This is a genomic window from Rouxiella sp. T17, assembly GCF_036663475.1.
GTDB lineage: Bacteria > Pseudomonadota > Gammaproteobacteria > Enterobacterales > Enterobacteriaceae > Rouxiella.
Map to the genome: position 1 here is coordinate 222108 of NZ_JAWUEA010000038.1, position 21122 is coordinate 243229.

Genomic DNA, 21122 nt, shown 5'->3' on the forward strand with positions numbered 1-21122 from the left:
CAGATTTAGAGATCGTCAAGAATCGACAGGGCATCAGCCAGCTTTTTAACGCCAAACACTTTCATTCCTTCCGGGATCTTTTTCGGCACGTTGGCGTGCGGCACGATGGCGCGCTTGAAGCCGTGCTTGGCGGCCTCGGTGATGCGCTCCTGCCCGCTCGGCACCGGACGAATTTCTCCGGCCAGCCCAACCTCGCCGAACACCACTAAATCCTGTGGCAAAGGCCGGTCACGCAGGCTCGACACCAAAGAGAGCAGCAGCGCGAGGTCGGCACCGGTTTCGGTGACTTTAACGCCGCCGACCACGTTGACGAACACGTCCTGATCCGCCATCTGCAAGCCGCCGTGACGGTGCAGCACCGCCAGCAGAATCGCCAGCCGGTTTTGCTCAAGCCCAACGGCGACGCGACGCGGATTGCCCATCATCGAGTGATCGACCAGCGCCTGAATCTCCACCAGCAGCGGGCGCGTGCCTTCCCACAGCACCATCACCGAACTGCCGGAGGTAATTTCATCGCCACGACTGAGGAAAATTGCCGACGGATTATTCACCTCGCGCAGGCCCTGTTCGGTCATCGCGAACACGCCCAGCTCGTTAACGGCACCAAAACGGTTTTTATGACTGCGAATAGTACGAAAACGCGAATCGGCATCGCCGTCGAGCAGCACGGAACAGTCGATGCAGTGCTCCAGCACTTTCGGACCTGCAAGCGAACCGTCTTTGGTGACGTGGCCAACCATCACGATAGCCACGCCGCGCGTTTTGGCATAGCGCGTCAGGTAAGCCGCGCTCTCACGCACCTGCGCGACGGTGCCCGGCGACGACTGAATATCCGCCATGTGCATCACCTGAATGGAGTCGATAACCATCAGTTTCGGCTGTTCCTGATCGGCAATCTGGCAAATTTGCTCGATGCTGGTTTCGGACAGCATATTCATGTTGGCAGTGGGTAATCCGAGGCGGTGCGCACGCATCGCCACCTGCTGCAATGACTCTTCGCCGGTGACGTACATGGTTTTCATGCTTTCGCTGAGCCTGCACAGAATTTGCAGCAGCAGGGTACTTTTACCGGCGCCGGGATTACCGCCGATCAAAATCGCGCTGCCCGGCACTACGCCGCCGCCGAGCACGCGGTCAAATTCTTTAAAACCGGTGCTGAAACGCGGCGTCTCGTCGAGGCTGATATCTGACAGCTTTTGCACGCGGCTCACGCCCGCATCACCGGCATAACCGGTTAAACGTTCGTTGCGCGCCACGGTAGGCGAAGCAGACAAACGGATTTCGGTAATTGAGTTCCAGGCCTGACAGGCACTGCATTGCCCCTGCCAGCGCGGATAATCTGCGCCGCATTCATTACACACAAATGCGCGTTTTACTGCTTTTGCCAAAATTTACCTCGTTGGGACGTAACGCCCCGTTATTCAGATTACGCCACGCTGCCGCTGAGAATACAGAGCAAACCAATCAGATCCGCATGACGAATGCTGACCTCGGCCTGCTCGTAAACTTTCGGTTTGGCGTGGAAGGCGACGCCCAATCCTGCGACGGACATCATTTTCAAATCGTTTGCGCCATCGCCGATAGCCACGGTTTGCTCTACCGGAATGCCAAGCTTTTCGGCCAGCGCCAGCAGGGTATCGGCCTTGTGTTGCGCGTCGACAATCGGCCCGATCACTTCACCGGTCAGCTTGCCGTCGAAAATTTCCAGCTCGTTGGCGACAGCCGCGACTAGATCCAGCTCGTCACGCAAATAGTTGGCATAATAGGTAAAACCGCCGGACGCGATAGCAACGTGCCAGCCCATTTCCTGCAAACGCGCGACCATTTTGCGCAGACCTGGCATAAATGGCAGCGTTTCGCGAACTTTCAAGAGGATGTTGGCATCGGCATCTTTCAGCGTGCCCACGCGTTGACGCAGGCTGGCGGAGAAATCCAGCTCGCCAAGCATTGCACGTTCGGTGACTGCGGCCACCTGTTCGCCCACGCCCGCGAGTTTGGCAATTTCATCGATGCATTCAATCTCGATTGCCGTAGAATCCATGTCCATCACCAGCAGGCCCGGCGTGCGCATGTGCGGCACTTTACGCAGCGGCGTGAGATCGAATTCAAACTGTTCGGCCAGCATGAAGACGTCGGGAGTCAGCGGACCCGCCAGACGCACCACCTGATAGTCTTCGACCATCCAGGCGCTGACGATAACCAGCGCGCGACCGAGCGCACTCTGGAAACGGCTGAGGCTTAACTTGTCGAGCTTTCTACTGTACAGGAGCCAACCCGTGTGCCCTGCTCGATAATCGAGCGGCATCACTTCGTCACCGCTGAGTGAAAGTGGAAGTCCCGGCCATTGGTGGATCTCTGAAGGAAGATCGCAATAGGTCAGACGGTTTGGCATGATTTCTCCTGTAAGAGCAAAAACTCTGGCGAAAAGCAGAGGGGCCGCGATAAAACGACGCATCAAGCTACCCTATCGCTAACGCTTCTGGCAACATTAAAGTGGTCGAATATCTTAAGGAAACAGAATGGCAGAGGCCAAACTGAAACTTCGCAGACACCGCACGGTTATCGTGCTGATTTGCTTGGCTTTATTAGTTTTATTAATGCAAGGTGCGTCCTATTTTAGCCTAGGCCACCAGTTAGCGCGATCACAACAGGTCGAACAGCTGACTCAAACGCTTGCCCGTCAGGTGGCGTTTTCGCTTGCGCCGCTGATGGACAGCCAGAATGATGGCGCAGACATCGCACAGATTACTACCATTTTAAATCAACTTACCGATCAGAGTCGCATACTTGATGCCAGCGTTTACCAGCTCGACGGCTCGCTGATTGCCCACGCCGGAGAAACCGTGCCGGTGCGCGACAGGCTGGCGCTCGACGGCAAGCGCGCGGGGAGTTATTTCAATCACCAAATCGTGCAGCCGATTGGCGACAAGGCCGGGCCGAGCGGCTTTCTGCGCATGACGTTAGATACGCACGTGCTCGCCACCGAAGCCAAGCAGGTCGATAACACCACCAACCTGCTGCGTCTGATGATGCTGCTGGCGCTGGCGATCGGCATTATTCTGGCGCGTAGTCTGTTGCAAGGCCGCCGCAGCCGTTGGGAACAGTCGCCGTTCCTGCTGACGGCCAGCACGCGTTTGAAGGAGCGCGATGAAGATGACGACTTACCTGCTCACAACCCTGAGCCGCTGGTTATTGCCATCGCTGAAGAGAGAATAGAAGACAAACCGACGCTGACGCCGGAAAAAGAGGCCGAACTCGAAGCCGTGCAGGCCGCGCACCGCAACCTGCAACGCAGCCGCAAGCCGAGAAAACCGAAGAAATAATCAGGCCAGACGGCTGATATTGGCCGTCAGCCTTTCAACCTGCTCGCGCATCTGTAGGGCCAGCTGGCGGAATTCGGCACTGATTGTCGAACACTCCGCCGCCTGCTGCCAAAAATCCAGCGCCCATTTTTGAGCACGCTGCCAGTAAATCCGACTCACCCGACTATCCAATTCAAGCGGCGCGATGCTTTGGCGCATATTCCCGCTGCTGGTCGGAGAAAACGCCATCGGCAACATGTCGTAAACCGGCGAAAGCGCCAGCGGAAGGCTTTTAGGATCAATCAATTTGCTGTCATGACGATCATCAATGAAAGAAAGATTTCCAGCGTGCATGTCACTATTAGCGATAAGCTTGCCGAAGGCGTAAAGCTGGCAAATTTGCTCAAACACAGCCTGCGTAATTACCCCTTCTATTAATAGCCCTTTACCCGCCTCAATCCAGTTTACGGCGCGGCTGCCTAAAAATTCTGCCGCCACGGCTTCTAGCGAGATAAGGCTACGACGTCCGTGCACGCCAAGGCGATCAAAACGCTGTAATTCGAGGAAAACCTCCCCGTGCGGCCCCAAAATTATCTCTGCCAGAGAAGTAGCAATATTTTCGGCGCGCAAGGTAGCCAACGCGATCGCCTCGGCCTGCAATAAATCTGCCCAGCGTGCGGCGTTTTCGTTTGTCGCGCCGAGAGAAAACTTCACTAAAACGTGCTGGCTTTCTTCAGCATCATCGTCGTTTAAGGCCTTGATACAGCTGAACTTTGGCTGTTCACCGCCTGCCGAAGATCCCACCTGCTCACCCGCTAGACTCAGTTCCGCCAGCTTCAAATAACCGTGCAGCCGATTGCCTGCCGAAATCCGGAAATCATCCTGCTCATCCAAAAAGCGCTGATAAGAGGCTTCACCCAGCAGCAAATCACCTACTGTCGCCTCGCCCCATTGCGAGAGGGCGAGCAGCGTGTGTTTTTCCGTCCACAGCCGGATATCTTCTGGTAAATCAAGGTGCGCCGCCATTTCTCGCCCCCAGACTCGCCCTAGAAAACCCTGTGGTCGCATGTCGCTCAAATACCACGGCAAGCCGTCGTGAAGATGCCAGCCGCCAGCGCTATCTTCTACCGCGCAGGCGTCGCCCGGCCAAATAGGAAACAGCGTAGCAATCTGATTAACCTGTCCGTGCTGATTTATTCGATAAAGAGGAAAACGCCTTTCACCCCCTATCTCTCTGCTCAGCGCATAACCGGTGGCTCTGCCTTTCCCCATCTTAAGCACGTGAGGCGCGTCGTTAATTTTGCGCGACAGCGTGGGCTGACTAATATCGAGCGCGGCGATAAGTTCTGCGGCGCTGGCAGGCGCTTGTCGCAGCATTTCTTCAATCGTTTTCATCGCAGCGCGGCCTCGTGAATAGATGAGTGAATAGATGAGTGAATAGATAGCTGAATAGAGCCACAGGAATTTTATAGTCCTAAATAACTATAAATAATAGCCTTTTTACAGCTAATAAATAGCCTGTGAATAGATTGGTGAATAGATAATCTGGATAGGATGAATAGAAAGGCGAAGGTTTTCAAAGCAAAACGGAGGCGCGAGGGCCTCCGTGTGTATCGACTACTTTTTTTATCAAGCTAGTTAGAAAAGAGAAATTACTCTTTGTCGCCCAGCAAGACTGATTCCAGCGCGATTTCGATCATGTCGTTGAAAGTCGTTTGACGTTCAGCCGCCGTGGTTTGCTCACCGCTGCGGATGTGGTCGGAAACGGTGCAGATAGCCAGCGCTTTAGCGCCGAACTCTGCCGCCACGCCGTAAATGCCGGCCGCTTCCATCTCAACGCCCAAAATGCCGTATTTTTCCATAACATCAAACATTTGCGGGTCTGGCGTGTAGAACAGGTCGGCGGAGAAGATGTTGCCCACGCGCGCCTTGATGCCTTTTGCCGCCGCCGCGTCTGCCGCGTGACGCACCATGTCGTAGTCGGCGATGGCCGCATAGTCGTGGTCTTTGAAACGCATACGGTTAACTTTGGAATCGGTGCAGGCACCCATGCCGATCACTACGTCACGCAGCTTAACGTCACTGCGCACCGCGCCGCAGGAACCCACGCGGATGATTTTTTTCACGCCGAATTCGGTGATCAGCTCTTTGGCATAGATTGAGCAGGATGGAATGCCCATGCCGTGGCCCATTACGGAGATTTTACGGCCTTTATAAGTGCCGGTGAAACCCAGCATGCCGCGCACGTCATTCACTTGCTTGATGTCTTCAAGGAAGGTTTCGGCGATGTGTTTGGCGCGCAAAGGGTCGCCAGGCATCAGGACTACGTCTGCGAAATCGCCCATTTCTGCGTTAATGTGTGGCGTTGCCATGGTTTGTTATCCTTGTAGATCTCATTGAGTTGACTGAATCTTCGCAAAAATTTTGCTTTAAAGCATGGATTTTCCGTATTCCATCGGCGACAGGTCGAAATAGTGAGCGACCGTCTGGCCAATATCGGCGAACGTCTCGCGATAACCCAGGAAACCGGGCTTCACTTTCGGGCCATAAATCAGTACCGGAATGTGTTCACGGGTGTGATCCGTGCCGCGCCAGGTTGGGTCGCAGCCGTGGTCGGCGGTGAAGATAATAATGTCGTCATCTTTTACCAACGCCAGCAGTTCAGGCATCCGGCGGTCAAAGAGTTCCAGCGCGGCGGCGTATCCCGGCACGTCGCGGCGATGGCCGTAAGAAGAGTCGAAATCAACAAAGTTAGTGAAGACGATCGTCTGGTCGCCTGCGACTTTCATCTCGGCGACGGTGGCGTCGAACAACGCATCGAGGCCCGTGGCTTTGATCTTTTTGGTGATGCCGACGTGGGCATAAATATCGGCGATTTTGCCGACGGAGACCACTTCGCCGCCCTTTTCTTCCACCAATTTTTTAAGGATGGTTGGCGCTGGCGGTTCAACGGCCAAATCGTGGCGGTTGCCGGTGCGCTCGAAGTTGCCTTTTTTGTCGCCCACAAACGGACGCGCAATCACGCGGCCAATGTTGTAGCCGCCTTCGGTCAGCTCTTCGCGGGCGATTTCGCACAGCTCATACAGGCGATCGAGACCGAACGTTTCTTCATGGCAGGCGATTTGAAACACGGAATCGGCGGAGGTATAGAAGATAGGCTTGCCGGATTTCATGTGCTCTTCGCCCAGCGCGTCAAGTACGACGGTGCCGGAAGAGTGACAGTTGCCGAGATAACCCGGCAGGTTGGCGCGTTCGACCAGCTTGTCGAGCAGCTCTTGCGGGAAGCTGTTTTGCTCGTCGGAGAAGTAACCCCAGTCAAACAGCACCGGCACGCCGGCGATTTCCCAGTGACCGGAAGGCGTGTCTTTGCCCGATGAGAGCTCGCTGGCGTAAGCGTAAGCGCCGATGATTTCGGCGTCAGGAGCCATGCCTTCAGGGAAGCGGCCGGTTGACGCTTCGGCGGCTTTCGCCAGACCCAGGCTGGTCAAATTCGGCAGATGCAGCGGGCCTTGACGGCCAACGTCCGCTTCGCCGCGCGCACAGGCCTCGGCGATGTGACCCAGCGTGTCGGAACCCACGTCACCAAAACGGTCGGCGTCTTTGCTCGCGCCAATCCCAAATGAGTCCAACATCATGATAAATGTACGTTTCATTTCGTTCTCCTGCGCATCATGCGCGTTGCAAACGGCACTTTACGCGCCGTTTTGGTGATTGGGTTAACGGGTCTGTCAGCTGATACGGCGATAGACCACAGGCAGCGTTTCTGGCGCTTCGTCGCTCAGCGTTACGGCTGAACGAACGGCCTCGGCGGCCTGCTGCCACGCCTCTTCGCTGTTGGCATGAATCATCGCCAACGGATGCTGCGTATCGACTTTCTGGCCAATGCGCGACATTTGCGTTAACCCAACGCTGTAATCGATGGCGTCAGTGGCGCGACGACGTCCGCCGCCCATCGCCACCACGCTCATCCCGAGCGCGCGAGTATCCATTGAAGTAATGATCCCCGCGCTTTCTGAATAAACCATTTTACTCAACGTCGCCTGAGGTAAATAGCGATCGTAATGTTCGATAAAATCGATCGGGCCTTTCTGTGCCGCGACCATTTTGCCGAAAATCTCCGCCGCGCGGCCGTTATCCAGCACGGTTTGCAGCTTTTGACGCGCGTCGGCGTCGTTTTCGGCCAGTCCGGCTGACAGCAGCATTTCGACGCACAGCGCCATCGTCACTTCAAGCAGGCGCGGACTGCGATAATCGCCCGTCAGGAATCGCACGGCTTCACGCACTTCCACTGCGTTACCGGCGCTGGAGGCCAGCACCTGATTCATGTCGGTCAGCAGCGCGGTCGTTTTGCATCCGGCCCCGTTAGCCACGTCGACAATTGCCTGCGCCAAATCCTGCGACAGCTCGAAGGTCGGCATAAACGCGCCAGATCCCACTTTGACATCCATCACTAGCGCGTCCAGCCCTTCGGCCAGCTTTTTCGCCAGAATCGAGGCGGTGATCAACGGAATTGAATCGACCGTCGCGGTGATGTCACGGGTGGCGTAAAAACGTTTGTCGGCGGGTGCCAGCGAATTGGTCTGGCCAATAATCGCCACGCCCACGTCTTGAATAATTTTCTTGAAACGATTGTCATCGGGGAAGATATCGAACCCCGGAATACTTTCGAGCTTGTCGAGCGTGCCGCCGGTGTGACCCAAACCGCGACCCGAAATCATCGGAATGTAACCGCCGCAGGCCGCAACCATGGGGCCGAGCATTAACGACGTCACGTCGCCCACGCCGCCGGTTGAATGTTTATCAACAATCGGCCCGTTGAGCGCCAGCTGTTTCCAGCTCAGCACCGTGCCCGAATCGCGCATCGCCATGGTCAGCGCCACGCGTTCTTTCATGTTCATGTCATTGAAAAAGATGGTCATCGCCAGCGCGGCAATTTGCCCTTCCGACACTTTACTGTCGCGCACGCCGTTGATAAAGAACCGAATTTCTTCTTCACTCAGCGCGTGTCCGTCACGCTTCTTACGAATTATTTCCTGAGCCAGAAAGGTTTGTTGTGCAGCAGCCACGTTCTCACTCCAATGGGATACAGAGAGGAAATCACACTATCAGGGATAAAACCGAGGCCGCCGACACAACACTGTGCGGCCACCTCGGAATGCGCATTCAGCCAGTTAATTTAAAATTTAATAACCGCTGCCGGCTTTTTCGCTCTGATGACCCAAAGTGGTCAGCAGGCTCGCCAACAGGCTGGACGCGCCAAAGCGGAAATGGCGGGCGTCGGCCCATTCGCGACCTAAAATGTTGTCGGCCAGCGCCAGATATTGCGCAGCGTCTTCTGCCGTTTTCACCCCGCCGGCAGGTTTAAAGCCAACCGTTTCAGCGACGTTCAGCTCTTTAATTACCGTCAGCATCAGCTCGGCGCTGTGCAGCGTAGCGTTTTCTGCCACTTTACCGGTTGAGGTTTTGATAAAGTCTGCACCCGCGTTGATCGCGATTTCAGAGGCTTTACGAATCAACGCGTCTTGCTTCAACTCACCCGTTTCGATGATAACTTTCAGCAGAATATTGGCCGCGTGACAGGCATCGGCGCACTGTTTTACCAGCTCGGCTCCGACCTGCTCGTTACCGTCGATCAGCGCGCGATAAGGGAAAACTACGTCAACCTCATCGGCACCGTAAGCAATCGCGGCGCGGGTTTCGGCGAGGGCAATGTCGATATCATCGTTGCCGTGCGGGAAGTTAGTGACGGTCGCGATACGAATTTCAGGCGTGCCCTGCTCGCGTAACGCCTTGCGGGCTACCGGAATAAAACGGGGATAGATGCAGATAGCGGCGGTGTTACCGGCCGGGCTTTTCGCCTGCTGACAGAGCGCAATCACCTTTTCGGCGGTGTCGTCTTCGTTCAGGGTAGTTAAATCCATCAGGCCCAGCGCACGCTGCGCCGCTACGGTTAAATCGGTCATAAAACTCTCCACAATTTTCAGTTCTGACACGCCGTCAAAACCGAGCATAAGGTCAGGAATGCAGGCACCCGCGAGCGCCCCGTTTATTCCCGACTCTGGCGAGCAGACGAGAGCAATCGCCCCTCTGTTCAGACTATTTGAACAGCTGGACGTCATCGATGTTGTGCAGTATTTCACACAAAATGAAATTTGATTGCAACGTTACTCAGAATAATGTGATCTAAATCACATTACAGAAGCCTTGCTCAGCGTCAGGCTTAGAATGAAAGTGTATACCCGAATCATGACAATCACTGATTCAGGCAACATCTTTGGGCGTTATCATAGCGCAGAGGTAAATGTGATTTAAATAACATTTACCTTTAATTGCAGACGGCGTAAAAAAATAAATGCTAGAAAAAGCAGGAAGAAAAGGATATTACTCTCGCTGCAAATGTTATTTAAATAACACTTTACTGTTGCTCTAGTTGCGGCAACTTGAAAATGCGCCGCGTATTTTCGCCCAGCGCCCGGGCAATTTCGTGGGGGGATTCGGGTCGCAAGGCACATAGCGCGTCGAAAACCAGCGCCGCGCGTTCGGGTCGATTTGGCTCTCCTTGAAAACCCTGCAACGGCATATCGGGCGCGTCGGTTTCAAGCAGCAGAGAAGAGAGCGGAAGTTGCGCCATTACCTGACGGGTTTTCTGCGCCCTTTCATAGCTGATCGTACCGCCAACGCCAATCGCAAAGCCGAGTTTCACAAACGCCTGCGCCTGTGACAGGCTGCCGGCAAAGCCGTGGACCACGCCGGTCGCGGGCAAATCGACCTTGCGCAGCATCGCGGCCAACTGATCGTGCGTGCGACGCGAGTGCAGGATCATCGGCAGTTCATGCTTTTTCGCCAGCGCAAACTGCGCCTTGAGCAGAAGCTGCTGTTTGTCGAAATCGGGATTTTCCATATAAAGGTCGAGGCCCGTTTCGCCTATCGCCACCAGCTTGCTATCGCGCGCTTCAAGGCGGGCTGCGAGCTGCTCGAGACAGTCATCGGTGTGGCGTTCAATACAAATAGGGTGCAGGCCCAGCGCGGCAAAAATGGGCGCGTGCTGCGCGGCGAGCTTAAGAATAGGTTCAAAGCGCGCCGCCTCAACGGCAGGCACGATAATTTGCCGCACGCCCGCCTCTGCCGCGAGGCGCAGGCTGCTTTCTTCATTGTCGCTAAACGGCGGAAAATCAAAATGGCAGTGGGTATCAATAAATGCGGGCTTCACAACGACTCTCCTTCTCCCTCTATTTTGGCGTTCGAACAGGCGGTTGGCATAGCGGCTTCGTTTATATAGAAGCTTTTTACCTCTTCCGTTTCCGTTACCGGACTGGCGACCACGCGTGAGGCTTCATCCATAAACAGGCTGGCAATCTTGCGCTGCGCGGTGTCGATCGGCGTTTCCGTTAGCGCGATTTCATCGGCAATAACGATCTTTTCGGGCATTAATGGCTGGTTGGCCGCAGCCGCCGCGAGTGGAATTTCATTCGCGGGCACGGTTGCTGGCGTGGTCAATGGCGGCACTACAATGCTCGGACGTCGGACGTTGCGCGGGGTAATAATCGGCATCGGCTGATCCTTTTCCCTCGGCATCAACCAGTGTGACGCAATGGACAAAAAGTAGCGCGCGCAGCGGCGGCCAAGATGATAATCCTGATTCAGCGCCGGTAAACGGCTGCCAAGTGCATGACTCGCCAACGGTTTCGGCGGGAAAATCTCAAAAATCCGCAGGTCGCCGGGCGGATTCTCGATAAATTGCTGGATGCGATAATAGCTCTGCTCGTGATGCTGCACCATATGTACCAGCTGTTGCAGGCTGCTTTCGCTCAGCCACTGCTCCATCCGTTTCATCCATTGCGGGGTATAAAACATCGCGGAGGGCACGGTGCGGATCACCACAATGGTGTCCGCGCCACGACGATAAGCTTCTTCCACGGGAATGGCGTCACTGATGCCGCCGTCCTGATAACTAATCCCGTCGAGATCGACGCCGAGCCGGTAAAAGCCCGGGATCGCGCTCGAGGCTTTAATCACCGGCAACCAGCTTTCGCGGGTCGGTGAAAAATAGCTGGGTTGATAATCATCGCTGCGGCAGGCGCACATCAGGAATTCGCGGCCGTCGATCAACAGCTTTTCGGCGCTGTCCATCGCCAACGGCATGTGTTTGTGGGTTTCGTCGACCAGCCAATCGAGATCGATAAGGTGTCCGCCGCGAACAAAGCGCAGAGGATTAAAAAAGTTTGGGCTGGTGGTGTAACGGGTAATCACGCGTCGGGCATAACCGGCCTGACCGCAAACGTATGCTGAGAGATTTTGTGCACCGGCTGAAGTGCCGATAAGAAGGTCGAAGGGATTAAAACCAGCTCGCTGAAACTCGTCGAGCACGCCTGCCGTGAAAATGCCGCGTTGTCCGCCGCCTTCACATACAAGGGCAATTTTGCCGGGAAGATAGGGTTTATAGGCTAGGGCTTCGAAATTCCCCAGCGTGACCGGAATTCTTTGTCCCATGCAGGCTCCTCAAAATAGTGCTTATATGATGAGCATACTCGGTCTTGGGCCAATCGGTATTGTTGATGCAAAATTCCGGAGATTAAATCGTTACTTCCTGTTAACGACACGCTGCGTCATCCAATAACGCGGCTGAAAAGTTCACCTCGGGGAAATCCTTGCCTTCCCTGCCCCATATTAAGGCGAACTCTCAATAATCTCCGGAATTTAAGATAAAATCAGGAAAAAATCATTTTACCTTTTAGACATTGTAGATGTCAGTCTTTGGCTTTAAAGAGACTAAAGTCTCTTACGGCCGGTAAACAGGCTGACCAGGAACAGAATGATACCTACAACGAAGACGATTTTTGCAGCCCATGCCGCTGTACCAGCCAGACCACCGAAACCTAAAGCTGCCGCGATCAACGCGATGATCAGAAAAATAATACCCCAACGAAACATAAGCTTCTCCTTACCCTAATTAAAATATTCGTACGTCACTCGTTTATGAAATGCGTCTTGAATAACGGTTTATTACTGTAGAAACGTCAATCGGAAGTACAGTATTAAAGATAGCTTGGAATTTAAAAAACGAATGGAAACTCAGTGATTTCTCACGTAAAAAATTCGTAATTCATTTTTTATTCTTGCCGAACTCGTGGTGCTTTACTGCTCTTCCTTGAGCCTATCGCGATTATCGTCGCGATTGTCGTCGTGATTGTCGCAAGAGTCCGCCCACTCAGCGGACCGCGTAATCAGCGAGTTCCTTTCCCTACTTTTAAATCTTATGGCTGAACTTTCAGGTCGTTTTTAACGCTTTTCACGCCATCAACGGTCTTGGCTACGCTTTCAGCGCGAGAAGACTGAGCCTGATCTTTCACCGTACCGGAGAGCTGAACAACGCCGTCGGTCGTTTCAACTTTAATCATGCGTGAAGGGACGATGTCGTCGGCCAGCAGCTTGGCTTTTACTGAAGTTGTGGTTGCAGCATCACCCGCATAACCGCCTACTGACTGCGTTTTGCTGTCTTTAGTATGCAGTTTGTCGCTGACGGATTTCACGCCTTCAACTTTGGTAGCTACCGCGACAGCCTGTTCCGCTTCGGCCTGAGAGCCCACGAAACCGCTCAGAGTCACGACGCCATTGTCTGTTTTGACAGAAATGTCGGTGCTTTTAATGGCTTTATCGTCAACCAGTGCGCTTTTTACTTTCGCTGTGGTGGCGCTGTCGCCCATGTAGCCATCGACTTTCTTCATGGAGCTATCGATTTTTGAACCCGCAGAGCTCGTAGTGTCTGAGGCAGCCAGTGCGCTACCGCTCATCAGCGCGGTACCCAGAACAACGGCCATCATTGAGTATGCAAAATTAGACTTTTTCATCGATTTCTTCCTTACAGTTTGTCAGCCCTAATCGAGGGCTCTTTACGCCACATGGTCGTGACGACTTAAAAGCTTTTTACTGTGATCACGTCTATGTGATTTAAAAAAATTCAGCACAACTCTCTACTTAGTATCCTAAGGCCAGCGTTAACGACTGCCTTTCGTTGTGCGTATATTTAATATAGTCGACCATGAGCAAAACTGTAGTAAGAATGCCTAATTAACCGGTAATACAGATAAGTCTGAGCATTTTCGCGAATTTTAGACTGAAAAAGCGCCAAAACGGGCAATATAATTCCGCAGGTAAACTACTTTTGCGCCATTATGCTGAGCACAGGCGAAAAAAAAGACGGTCAATTGACCGCCTTTTCTAATGTATCAGCACCTGTATCAGTACTGATTTGCTTGCAGGCTTAGTGCTCGCGAGTTTTACGGAAATCGACTTCCGGGTAACGCTCTTTGGTCAGGTTAAGGTTAACCATCGAAGGTGCGACGTAAGTCAGATTGTCGCCGCCATCGAGTGCCAGGTTAACTTCACACTTGCGTTTAAAGTCTTCAAACTTCTTCACGTCTGAACTTTCAACCCAGCGCGCGGTAGAAACGTTGACCGATTCATAAATTGCTTCGACGTTGTACTCGCTTTTCAGACGCGCCACAACCACTTCAAACTGCAGCACGCCGACCGCGCCAACAATCAGATCGTTGTTGATTAACGGACGGAACACCTGCACCGCGCCCTCTTCAGAGAGCTGAACCAGCCCTTTCAGCAGCTGTTTCTGCTTCAGCGGGTCACGCAGACGAATACGACGGAACAGCTCTGGCGCAAAGTTCGGGATACCCGTGAACTTCATGTTTTCACCCTGCGTGAAGGTGTCGCCAATCTGAATGGTGCCGTGGTTGTGCAGACCGATAATGTCGCCTGGGAACGCCTCTTCGACGTGGGAACGGTCGCCCGCCATAAAGGTCAACGCGTCGGAAATGACCACGTCTTTGCCGGTCCGCACCTGACGCAGCTTCATGCCTTTTTCATACTTTCCGGACACAACGCGCATAAAGGCCACGCGGTCGCGGTGTTTCGGGTCCATGTTGGCCTGAATCTTGAACACAAAACCGGTGAACTTTTCGTCGTCGGCTTTAACTTCGCGCACGTCGGTTTTACGTGGCATTGGCGCAGGCGCCCACTCCACCAGCCCGTCGAGCATGTGATCAACGCCGAAGTTACCCAGCGCGGTGCCGAAAAATACTGGCGTTAAATCGCCGCTCAGGAAAGCTTCGTGGTCAAATTCGTGCGAAGCGCCCTGAACCAGATCCAGCTCTTCACGCAGCTGCGCCGCCAGATCTTCACCAATAGCCGCGTCGAGAGCAGGATTATCCAGACCTTTTACGATACGAACTTCCTGAATGGTGTGGCCTTTACCTGTCTGATAAAGATAGGTTTCGTTCTTGTAAAGGTGATAAACACCTTTGAACATCTTGCCACAGCCGATAGGCCAGGTAATGGGTGAACAGGCGATTTTCAGCTCGCGCTCGACTTCGTCCATCACTTCCATCGGGTCGCGGATGTCACGGTCAAGCTTGTTCATAAAGGTCAGGATCGGCGTGTCGCGCAGACGGGTAACTTCCATCAGCTTACGGGTACGATCCTCAACGCCTTTAGCGGCATCGATTACCATCAGACAGCAGTCGACCGCGGTCAGAGTACGATAGGTATCTTCGGAGAAGTCTTCGTGCCCCGGGGTGTCGAGCAGGTTAACCAGCGCTTCGCGATACGGAAACTGCATCACGGACGTGGTGATGGAGATACCACGCTGCTTTTCCATTTCCATCCAGTCGGATTTGGCGTGGTTATTGGAGCCACGGCCTTTTACCGTACCGGCGGTCTGAATCGCCTGTCCGAACAACAGCACTTTTTCAGTAATGGTGGTTTTACCCGCATCGGGGTGCGAGATAATGGCGAAGGTGCGACGTTTGGCGACTTCGAGGGCGTATTCACTAGGAGACATGTTTTTCCACGTTTCTGCGGTTGTCCGCCCTGCATCGGTATTGATTTTACGCCAGAACGGCATCAGGCAAAGCGGTAATAAAAGTTATAGCCGGCTATTTTCTATGATTTGGCGGGGATAGACAATCAATGCTTTCAGATTCGACGTATAAGCGTCCTGATTGCGAGGTGTATAAGGAAGCACAAACGGCAGCGAAAGCGGTTAAATTCAGCGCGATTGCATAAAAATGTGAGTTAGATCACACATAATTTTTGCATAACTTTATCTCTTGCATTAAAAATACCTGTCCCATCACAAAACTGGCCCGGTCCTTTCTGGATAATCGGCCCATAAAAGTTTTACACCGCGTTTCGGCAGCTTTTGTTAACCACAATTGACGCCAAAATCTGAACCCTTTTGCGTGTTTTTAACCTCTATACATCACAAGGATGTATCTTAATGACTAAAAGTAATCGATTGCTTCTCACCTGGATCAGCTTTTTCTCTTACGGACTGACCGGCGCGCTGGTCATCGTCACCGGCATGGTGATGGGCAATATCGCCGCTTATTTCGGCCTGCCCGTTTCCAGCATGAGTAACACCTTCACCTTTCTCAATACCGGTATTTTGGTCGCCATCTTTCTGAATGCGTGGCTGATGGAAGTTATCCCGCTGAAACGCCAGCTTATTTTCGGCTTTGTGCTGATGGTGCTGGCAGTGCTCGGCCTGATGTTCAGCAAAAGTATCAGCGTTTTCTCGCTGTGCATGTTTGTGCTGGGCGTGGTCAGCGGCATTACCATGTCGATTGGGACCTTCCTGATTACTCACCTGTATGAAGGCCGTCAGCGCGGTTCGCGCCTGCTGTTTACCGACTCCTTCTTCTCCATGGCCGGGATGATTTTCCCTGTGGTAGCGGGCATCTTGCTGGCGCGCAGCATTGGCTGGTACTGGGTTTATGCCTGCATCGGCGTGCTTTACGTGGCGATTTTTGTGCTGACGCTCATGGCCGATTTCCCGATTCTGGGCAAAAAAGGGCAAAGCGAACATCACGTCGTGGCGAAAGAGAAATGGGGCGTGGGCGTGCTGTTTCTTTCCGTTGCCGCGCTGTGCTACATCCTCGGCCAGCTGGGCTTCATTCAGTGGGTGCCAGAATATGTGACCAAAACCTTTAATCTTGATATTAATCAGGCCGGTAGCCTGGTCGGCGATTTCTGGTTGTCCTACATGATTGGTATGTGGGTGTTCAGCTTCGTGCTGCGTTTCTTCGACCTGCAACGCATCGTGACGTTACTGACGCTGCTGGCAACCGCCGCAATGTATCTGTTTATCTCGACCACTAATCCGGCGCATCTGGCTTACGCGATTATGGCGCTGGGCTTTGTATCGAGCGCGATTTACACCACCATTATTACGCTGGGTTCTTTGCAGACCAAGGTGGCGTCGCCGAAGCTGGTGAACTTTATTCTGACCTGCGGCACGGTCGGCACCATGTTGACCTTCGTGGTAACGGGCCCGATCGTGGCGAAAGATGGCGCGCACGCGGCGCTGGCGACGGCAAATGGCCTGTACTTCGTGGTGTTTGTAATGTGTCTGCTGCTGGGCTTTGTGACCAAGCATAAGCTGCACGACCACAAATAATTCTTATCAGGAATAGTCATCACCACGGTGAGCGACACTCTCGATAGAAACAGAAAGCGGACTTTTAAGTCCGCTTTTTTTTAGCCTATCGGCAGCGCCATGATGATGGCATCTTCGCGGCCGACGGCGGCGGGATAATAGTTGCGACGGATAGAAACTTCGTTGAAACCCATGCTTTCGTAGAGAGAGATGGCCCCGCGATTCGACGCCCTCACCTCAAGCCACAGCGTAAAAATATCGCGCGGCTCTAACTGCGCCAGCACTTCTTCCAGCAAAATACGCCCTAAGCCCTGACGTTGATAAGCCGGATCGATGGCGATATTAAACAGCGTGGCTTCGTCGAGAACAGTTTGCACGATAGCAAAACCGACCATCTTGCCCTGCTGCTCGAGCTTCAAATTGATATAACGTTCGCCCTGATTGCTGGCAAAGGTTTTTTCACTCCAGGGAAAGGCGTGGCTGGCCTGTTCGATTTCAAACGCGCGATTCAGATCCGCGGGGGTCAGGGTAGAAATGTTGTTCATTTTCACAAATCTGCTGCCAGAGCGCGCGTTTTGCTCCAGCGTTTTGAGAAAGCTCGGCCAGTGCCGGGCTAGATAACTGCGCGCCCGCGACCGTTAACGGTTCGCTGATGCCCAGTCGCCATGAATTGCAGTGAGTCTCCGTCGGCAGCATTTTTACCTGTTCCGCCTGCAGGCAGTAAACCTGTGCGGGATGCAGATTCAAGCTGCGGATCACGTCATTTATCAACGGATTGCCTTCCGGCGGCAGCACGTCCGCAACGATTAACAGCTGCGTTTGCTCAGGCAGACTGACGGCCACTTCACCTTGTAAAACCGTGGGGCGGCGCAGCGTCCACTGGGTAATTCCCAGTTGCTGTAACAGCCAGTCACGTCTTGTTGCCATGCTTTTTCCTGCCCGTTGGCCACTCTTATAGCGCGCTATGCTAGCAAACACATCGAACCTGCGCCAATAAACCTCTATAATGCCGCCCATATTCCTGAGGAGCCTTATCTGATGTCAGCATTAACCCCGGCCAGTGAAGTCATACTGCGCCACAGCGATGATTTTACCGGCCGCCGCGTACTGTTCGCGGGCGATTTACAAGATGACCTGCCAGCCGATTTCGATGCCGAAAGCGTGCGGGTCCATACCAATCAATATCACCACTGGCAGTTGCTTAACGCGTCGTTGAAAGATGACGTGCAGTTTGGCCTGGTGGCGGATGCCGAGTTTATCGCCGAGAGCGATACGCTGATTTACTACTGGCCGAAGAGCAAACAGGAAGCCAAATTCCAGCTGTTCAACCTGCTTTCCATCCTGCCGGTCGGCATCGATATTTTTGTCGTGGGTGAAAACCGCAGCGGCGTGCGCAGCGCGGAAGAGATCTTGGCCGAGTGCTGCCAGCTGGATAAAATCGACAGCGCGCGTCGCTGTGGTCTTTATCATGGCCGTCTCGAAAAGCAGCCAGAGTTTGACGCCGATGCGTGGTGGCAGACCTATATGGTTGAAGACGTGACGATCAAAACCCTGCCGGGCGTGTTTAGCCGTGAAGGTCTGGACAGCGGTAGCTATCTGTTAATCAACACCTTTGAAGAGCCGATTAAAGGCAAAGTGCTGGATATCGCTTCCGGTTCAGGCGTGTTGGCCTCTGTGTTGGCGACCTATTCGCCGAAGATGAAAGTGACGTTGAGTGACGTTGGTGCCGCCGCGTTGGCCGCCAGCCGCGCCACGCTTGAGGCTAATGGCCTGCAGGGCGAAGTCATCGCCAGTAATGTCTACTCCGACATTAAAGGCCGTTTCGACATGATTATTTCAAACCCGCCGTTCCACGAAGGTTTGCAAACCAGCCTGAGCGCTTCCGAGCAGCTGATTCGCGGTGCGGTTAACCATCTGAATATCGGCGGGAAACTGCGTATTGTTGCTAACGCCTTCCTGCCTTACGCCGCGCTGCTGGACGCCACGTTCGGCAACCACGAAGTGCTGGCGCAGAACGGCCGTTTCAAAGTGTACGAAGCCACCCGTGGCCGTCCACCGCGCGACGACAAGAAGAAAAAGCGTTAATTCTGTATTAATTCCAAGACCGCCGGGGTGTATCTGCCTCCTGCTGCGGAATGTAGAGGAAAGGCTGCTTCAATCGCCGCGAGTTCGGCTTCATTCAGGATGACATCAAGCGCGGCGATGTTTTCTTCCAGATAAGTTCGACGTTTCGTTCCCGGGATTGGCACAATATTTTCACCCTGTGCCAAGACCCACGCCAACGCCAGTTGAGAAGGCTTCACGCCTTTTTCGCTGGCTATTTCCGCCACTTTGTCGGCCAACTGCAGGTTTTTGACAAAGTTTTCACCCTGAAAACGCGGATTCCCCTTTCTGAAATCATCCTCGGCAAAATCATCTACCGAGCGAATTGCACCGGTCAAAAATCCACGTCCCAACGGGCTGTAAGGCACGAAGGCCACGCCGAGTCGCTCGCAGGCGGGCAAGATGCTGGCTTCCACGTCGCGGCTCCACAATGAATATTCACTCTGTAACGCGCTGATTGGATGGACTTTATGCGCTCTTTCCAGCGTCGCCGCCGAAATTTCGCTCATGCCGATGTAGCGAATTTTACCTTCACGCACTAAATCGGCCAGCGCGCCCACGCTCTCTTCAATCGGCACGTTTGGGTCGGCACGGTGCTGATAATAGAGATCGATGACCTCGGTTTTTAAACGCTTTAAACTGCCCTCAACCGATTGACGAATGTAGTCCGGATGCCCATTGCTGCCGCGCGCCTTTGGATCGTTTGAATCCCGTACGATGCCAAATTTGGTGGCTAAAAAAACCTTGTCACGACGGCCAACCAACGCGCGCCCCAACAACGATTCATTAGTATACGGACCATAAACATCGGCAGTATCCAGCATCGTGACACCCAGTTCCAGCGCGCGATCCAGCGTCGCCAACGACTCTTTCTCATCCATATTTTGAGTGTAAAACTCACTCATTCCCATGCATCCCAACCCTAAAGCTGATACCCACGGACCGTTTTTTCCCAACTGACGCTGCTTCATTATGTTTTCCTTTTGAAAGTCGAATTGATGAAAACAGTGTGGTTGTTTGCTGAATAAAGATAAATATGCAGAAACGTGCAACACTGTTTGCCATTCCTGAACAATGAGGAGAGGGTGTGGATCAGATTCAAGCGATGCGGATATTTATTCGTATCAAAGAGTTAGCCAGCTTTAGTCGCGCAGCGGAAGATCTGGATTTACCTCGCGCGACAGTCAGCACTACGCTAAAAAATCTTGAGCAACGTTTAGGCGTGCGGTTGTTTTTGCGCACCACGCGACAGGTAAAAATTACCGTAGAAGGTGAGCTCTATTATCAGCGGTGTATCCAGCTGATTTCAGCGTTCGATGAAACGGAAAACCTGTTTGCCCATCAGCAAGCCCAACCTGCGGGCAGCGTACGTATCGACATGCCACATTCGTTGGCACGCGAAATTGTGCTGCCTGCGCTGCCGAAATTTAGTGCGCGTTATCCCCATATCAGCCTCACCGTTAGCGCCAATGACAACGCCGTCGATCTGCTGCATCAGGGCGTGGACTGCGTGATCCGCGCCTGGCCGTCTGAAAATGAAAATTTGCAGTCGCGCCCGATTGCCATGCTGCCGCAGACGACCTGCGCCTCGAAAGATTATCTGCAACGTTTCGGCAATCCACACAGCGTGGAGGATTTAGCGGGTCATCAGGCCGTGGGCTATTTCTTTGCTCATCAACGACCTGAGTCACATTTGGAATTCAGCGTAGGTCATCAGATTCAGCGTGTGCCATTGGCCCATACCCTGACCGTCAGCGGCGCAGACGCCTACATTGCTGCCGCAAAAGCCGGTTACGGGCTGATTCAAACCTCGAGACAGGTAGTGAGTCAGGAAATAGCGCGGGGAGATTTGGTGGAAGTGTTGCCGCAGCTCACGCCGCCGCCGATGCCGCTGTATATAATGTATCCGCCCGGCCGCTTTCTTGCGCCGCGCGTGAGAGTGTTGCTGGACTGGTTAATCGAATTATTTGCTCGGCTCTGATCTCTCGTAAAACAAGCGCATAAAACGCTTATAAAACCAACAACAAGCAGCAGCGATGAGAGATAAAACGTCGATTGATGCTTAAAACGCCGCTTTTTCCAACAATCGCCGCGAAACGGTGAAATAACTATTGACGCCCCCGTGAAAATCTCTAGAATTCGGCCCCGTGGTTGTCTTAGTCGTATAGATGAGTTTATGCGCTGAGAACGGATTGCGAAGGTGGCGGAATTGGTAGACGCGCTAGCTTCAGGTGTTAGTGTTCTTACGGACGTGAGGGTTCAAGTCCCTC

19 protein-coding genes are annotated in these 21122 nt (G+C 53.5%); 4 read left to right on the forward strand and 15 right to left on the reverse strand.

Annotated features, from left to right (window positions below):
* Nucleotides 1–5: 5 nt before the first annotated feature.
* Both radA and serB read right to left on the reverse strand, forming a co-directional pair.
* Entirely contained in the window at nucleotides 6–1388 is a 1383-nt protein-coding gene (gene radA / locus SC206_RS17390) for a DNA repair protein RadA (RefSeq protein ID WP_332739120.1), read from the reverse strand.
* 38 nt (nucleotides 1389–1426) lie between these two features.
* The gene (gene serB / locus SC206_RS17395; RefSeq protein WP_332739122.1) at nucleotides 1427–2392 is read right to left on the reverse strand and encodes a phosphoserine phosphatase; all 966 of its coding nucleotides are present in this window, start codon (nucleotides 2390–2392) and stop codon (nucleotides 1427–1429) included.
* A 127-nt stretch (nucleotides 2393–2519) separates the two neighbouring features.
* Between serB and SC206_RS17400 the strand changes: the two genes are divergently transcribed.
* On the forward strand, nucleotides 2520–3323 hold the full coding sequence (locus SC206_RS17400; protein WP_332739124.1) for a YtjB family periplasmic protein: 804 nt from the start codon (nucleotides 2520–2522) through the stop codon (nucleotides 3321–3323).
* On the opposite strand, the gene yjjJ is transcribed toward SC206_RS17400, so the two are convergent.
* From yjjJ to prfC, 10 genes are all read right to left on the reverse strand, one after another.
* The gene (gene yjjJ / locus SC206_RS17405) at nucleotides 3324–4697 is read right to left on the reverse strand and encodes a type II toxin-antitoxin system HipA family toxin YjjJ (protein WP_332739126.1); all 1374 of its coding nucleotides are present in this window, start codon (nucleotides 4695–4697) and stop codon (nucleotides 3324–3326) included.
* 257 nt (nucleotides 4698–4954) lie between these two features.
* Nucleotides 4955–5674 (reverse strand): purine-nucleoside phosphorylase, encoded by a 720-nt coding sequence (gene deoD / locus SC206_RS17410; RefSeq protein WP_332739128.1) that lies wholly within the window; start codon nucleotides 5672–5674, stop codon nucleotides 4955–4957.
* A 57-nt stretch (nucleotides 5675–5731) separates the two neighbouring features.
* Nucleotides 5732–6955 (reverse strand): phosphopentomutase, encoded by a 1224-nt coding sequence (gene deoB, locus SC206_RS17415; protein ID WP_332739130.1) that lies wholly within the window; start codon nucleotides 6953–6955, stop codon nucleotides 5732–5734.
* A gap of 75 nt (nucleotides 6956–7030) precedes the next feature.
* A complete protein-coding gene (deoA, locus tag SC206_RS17420; protein WP_332739132.1) occupies nucleotides 7031–8368 on the reverse strand; it encodes a thymidine phosphorylase in 1338 nt (445 codons plus the stop codon).
* Between the two features lie 117 nt (nucleotides 8369–8485).
* Nucleotides 8486–9265, reverse strand: a complete 780-nt coding sequence (deoC, locus tag SC206_RS17425; RefSeq protein ID WP_332739134.1) for a deoxyribose-phosphate aldolase — start codon at nucleotides 9263–9265, stop codon at nucleotides 8486–8488.
* A 452-nt stretch (nucleotides 9266–9717) separates the two neighbouring features.
* Nucleotides 9718–10512: a TatD family hydrolase gene (locus SC206_RS17430; RefSeq protein WP_332739136.1), complete on the reverse strand. Its 795-nt coding sequence runs from the start codon at nucleotides 10510–10512 to the stop codon at nucleotides 9718–9720.
* On the reverse strand, nucleotides 10509–11792 hold the full coding sequence (locus SC206_RS17435; RefSeq protein ID WP_332739138.1) for a patatin-like phospholipase family protein: 1284 nt from the start codon (nucleotides 11790–11792) through the stop codon (nucleotides 10509–10511). The genes SC206_RS17430 and SC206_RS17435 overlap by 4 nt, the downstream gene beginning before the upstream one ends.
* Before the next feature lie 279 nt (nucleotides 11793–12071).
* Nucleotides 12072–12233: a DUF1328 domain-containing protein gene (locus SC206_RS17440; RefSeq protein ID WP_013577105.1), complete on the reverse strand. Its 162-nt coding sequence runs from the start codon at nucleotides 12231–12233 to the stop codon at nucleotides 12072–12074.
* A 323-nt stretch (nucleotides 12234–12556) separates the two neighbouring features.
* Complete coding sequence (osmY, locus tag SC206_RS17445) at nucleotides 12557–13150, reverse strand: molecular chaperone OsmY (protein ID WP_332739144.1); 594 nt, start codon at nucleotides 13148–13150, stop codon at nucleotides 12557–12559.
* A gap of 413 nt (nucleotides 13151–13563) precedes the next feature.
* Complete coding sequence (gene prfC / locus SC206_RS17450) at nucleotides 13564–15153, reverse strand: peptide chain release factor 3 (protein WP_332739146.1); 1590 nt, start codon at nucleotides 15151–15153, stop codon at nucleotides 13564–13566.
* A gap of 438 nt (nucleotides 15154–15591) precedes the next feature.
* Here prfC and tsgA point away from each other — a divergent pair, with 438 nt between their 5' ends.
* Nucleotides 15592–16770: an MFS transporter TsgA gene (gene tsgA, locus SC206_RS17455; RefSeq protein WP_332739148.1), complete on the forward strand. Its 1179-nt coding sequence runs from the start codon at nucleotides 15592–15594 to the stop codon at nucleotides 16768–16770.
* A gap of 80 nt (nucleotides 16771–16850) precedes the next feature.
* On the opposite strand, the gene rimI is transcribed toward tsgA, so the two are convergent.
* Nucleotides 16851–17294, reverse strand: a complete 444-nt coding sequence (rimI, locus tag SC206_RS17460; protein WP_332739150.1) for a ribosomal protein S18-alanine N-acetyltransferase — start codon at nucleotides 17292–17294, stop codon at nucleotides 16851–16853.
* Complete coding sequence (locus tag SC206_RS17465; protein WP_332739152.1) at nucleotides 17245–17676, reverse strand: DNA polymerase III subunit psi; 432 nt, start codon at nucleotides 17674–17676, stop codon at nucleotides 17245–17247. The genes rimI and SC206_RS17465 overlap by 50 nt, the downstream gene beginning before the upstream one ends.
* A gap of 111 nt (nucleotides 17677–17787) precedes the next feature.
* On the opposite strand from SC206_RS17465, the gene rsmC reads away from it, so the two are divergent.
* Entirely contained in the window at nucleotides 17788–18834 is a 1047-nt protein-coding gene (rsmC, locus tag SC206_RS17470) for a 16S rRNA (guanine(1207)-N(2))-methyltransferase RsmC (RefSeq protein WP_332739154.1), read from the forward strand.
* Here rsmC and SC206_RS17475 read toward each other — a convergent pair.
* Nucleotides 18831–19823: an aldo/keto reductase gene (locus tag SC206_RS17475; protein WP_332739156.1), complete on the reverse strand. Its 993-nt coding sequence runs from the start codon at nucleotides 19821–19823 to the stop codon at nucleotides 18831–18833. The genes rsmC and SC206_RS17475 overlap by 4 nt on opposite strands.
* 116 nt (nucleotides 19824–19939) lie before the next feature.
* On the opposite strand from SC206_RS17475, the gene SC206_RS17480 reads away from it, so the two are divergent.
* Complete coding sequence (locus SC206_RS17480) at nucleotides 19940–20833, forward strand: LysR family transcriptional regulator (protein ID WP_332739159.1); 894 nt, start codon at nucleotides 19940–19942, stop codon at nucleotides 20831–20833.
* Nucleotides 20834–21122 lie beyond the last annotated feature (289 nt).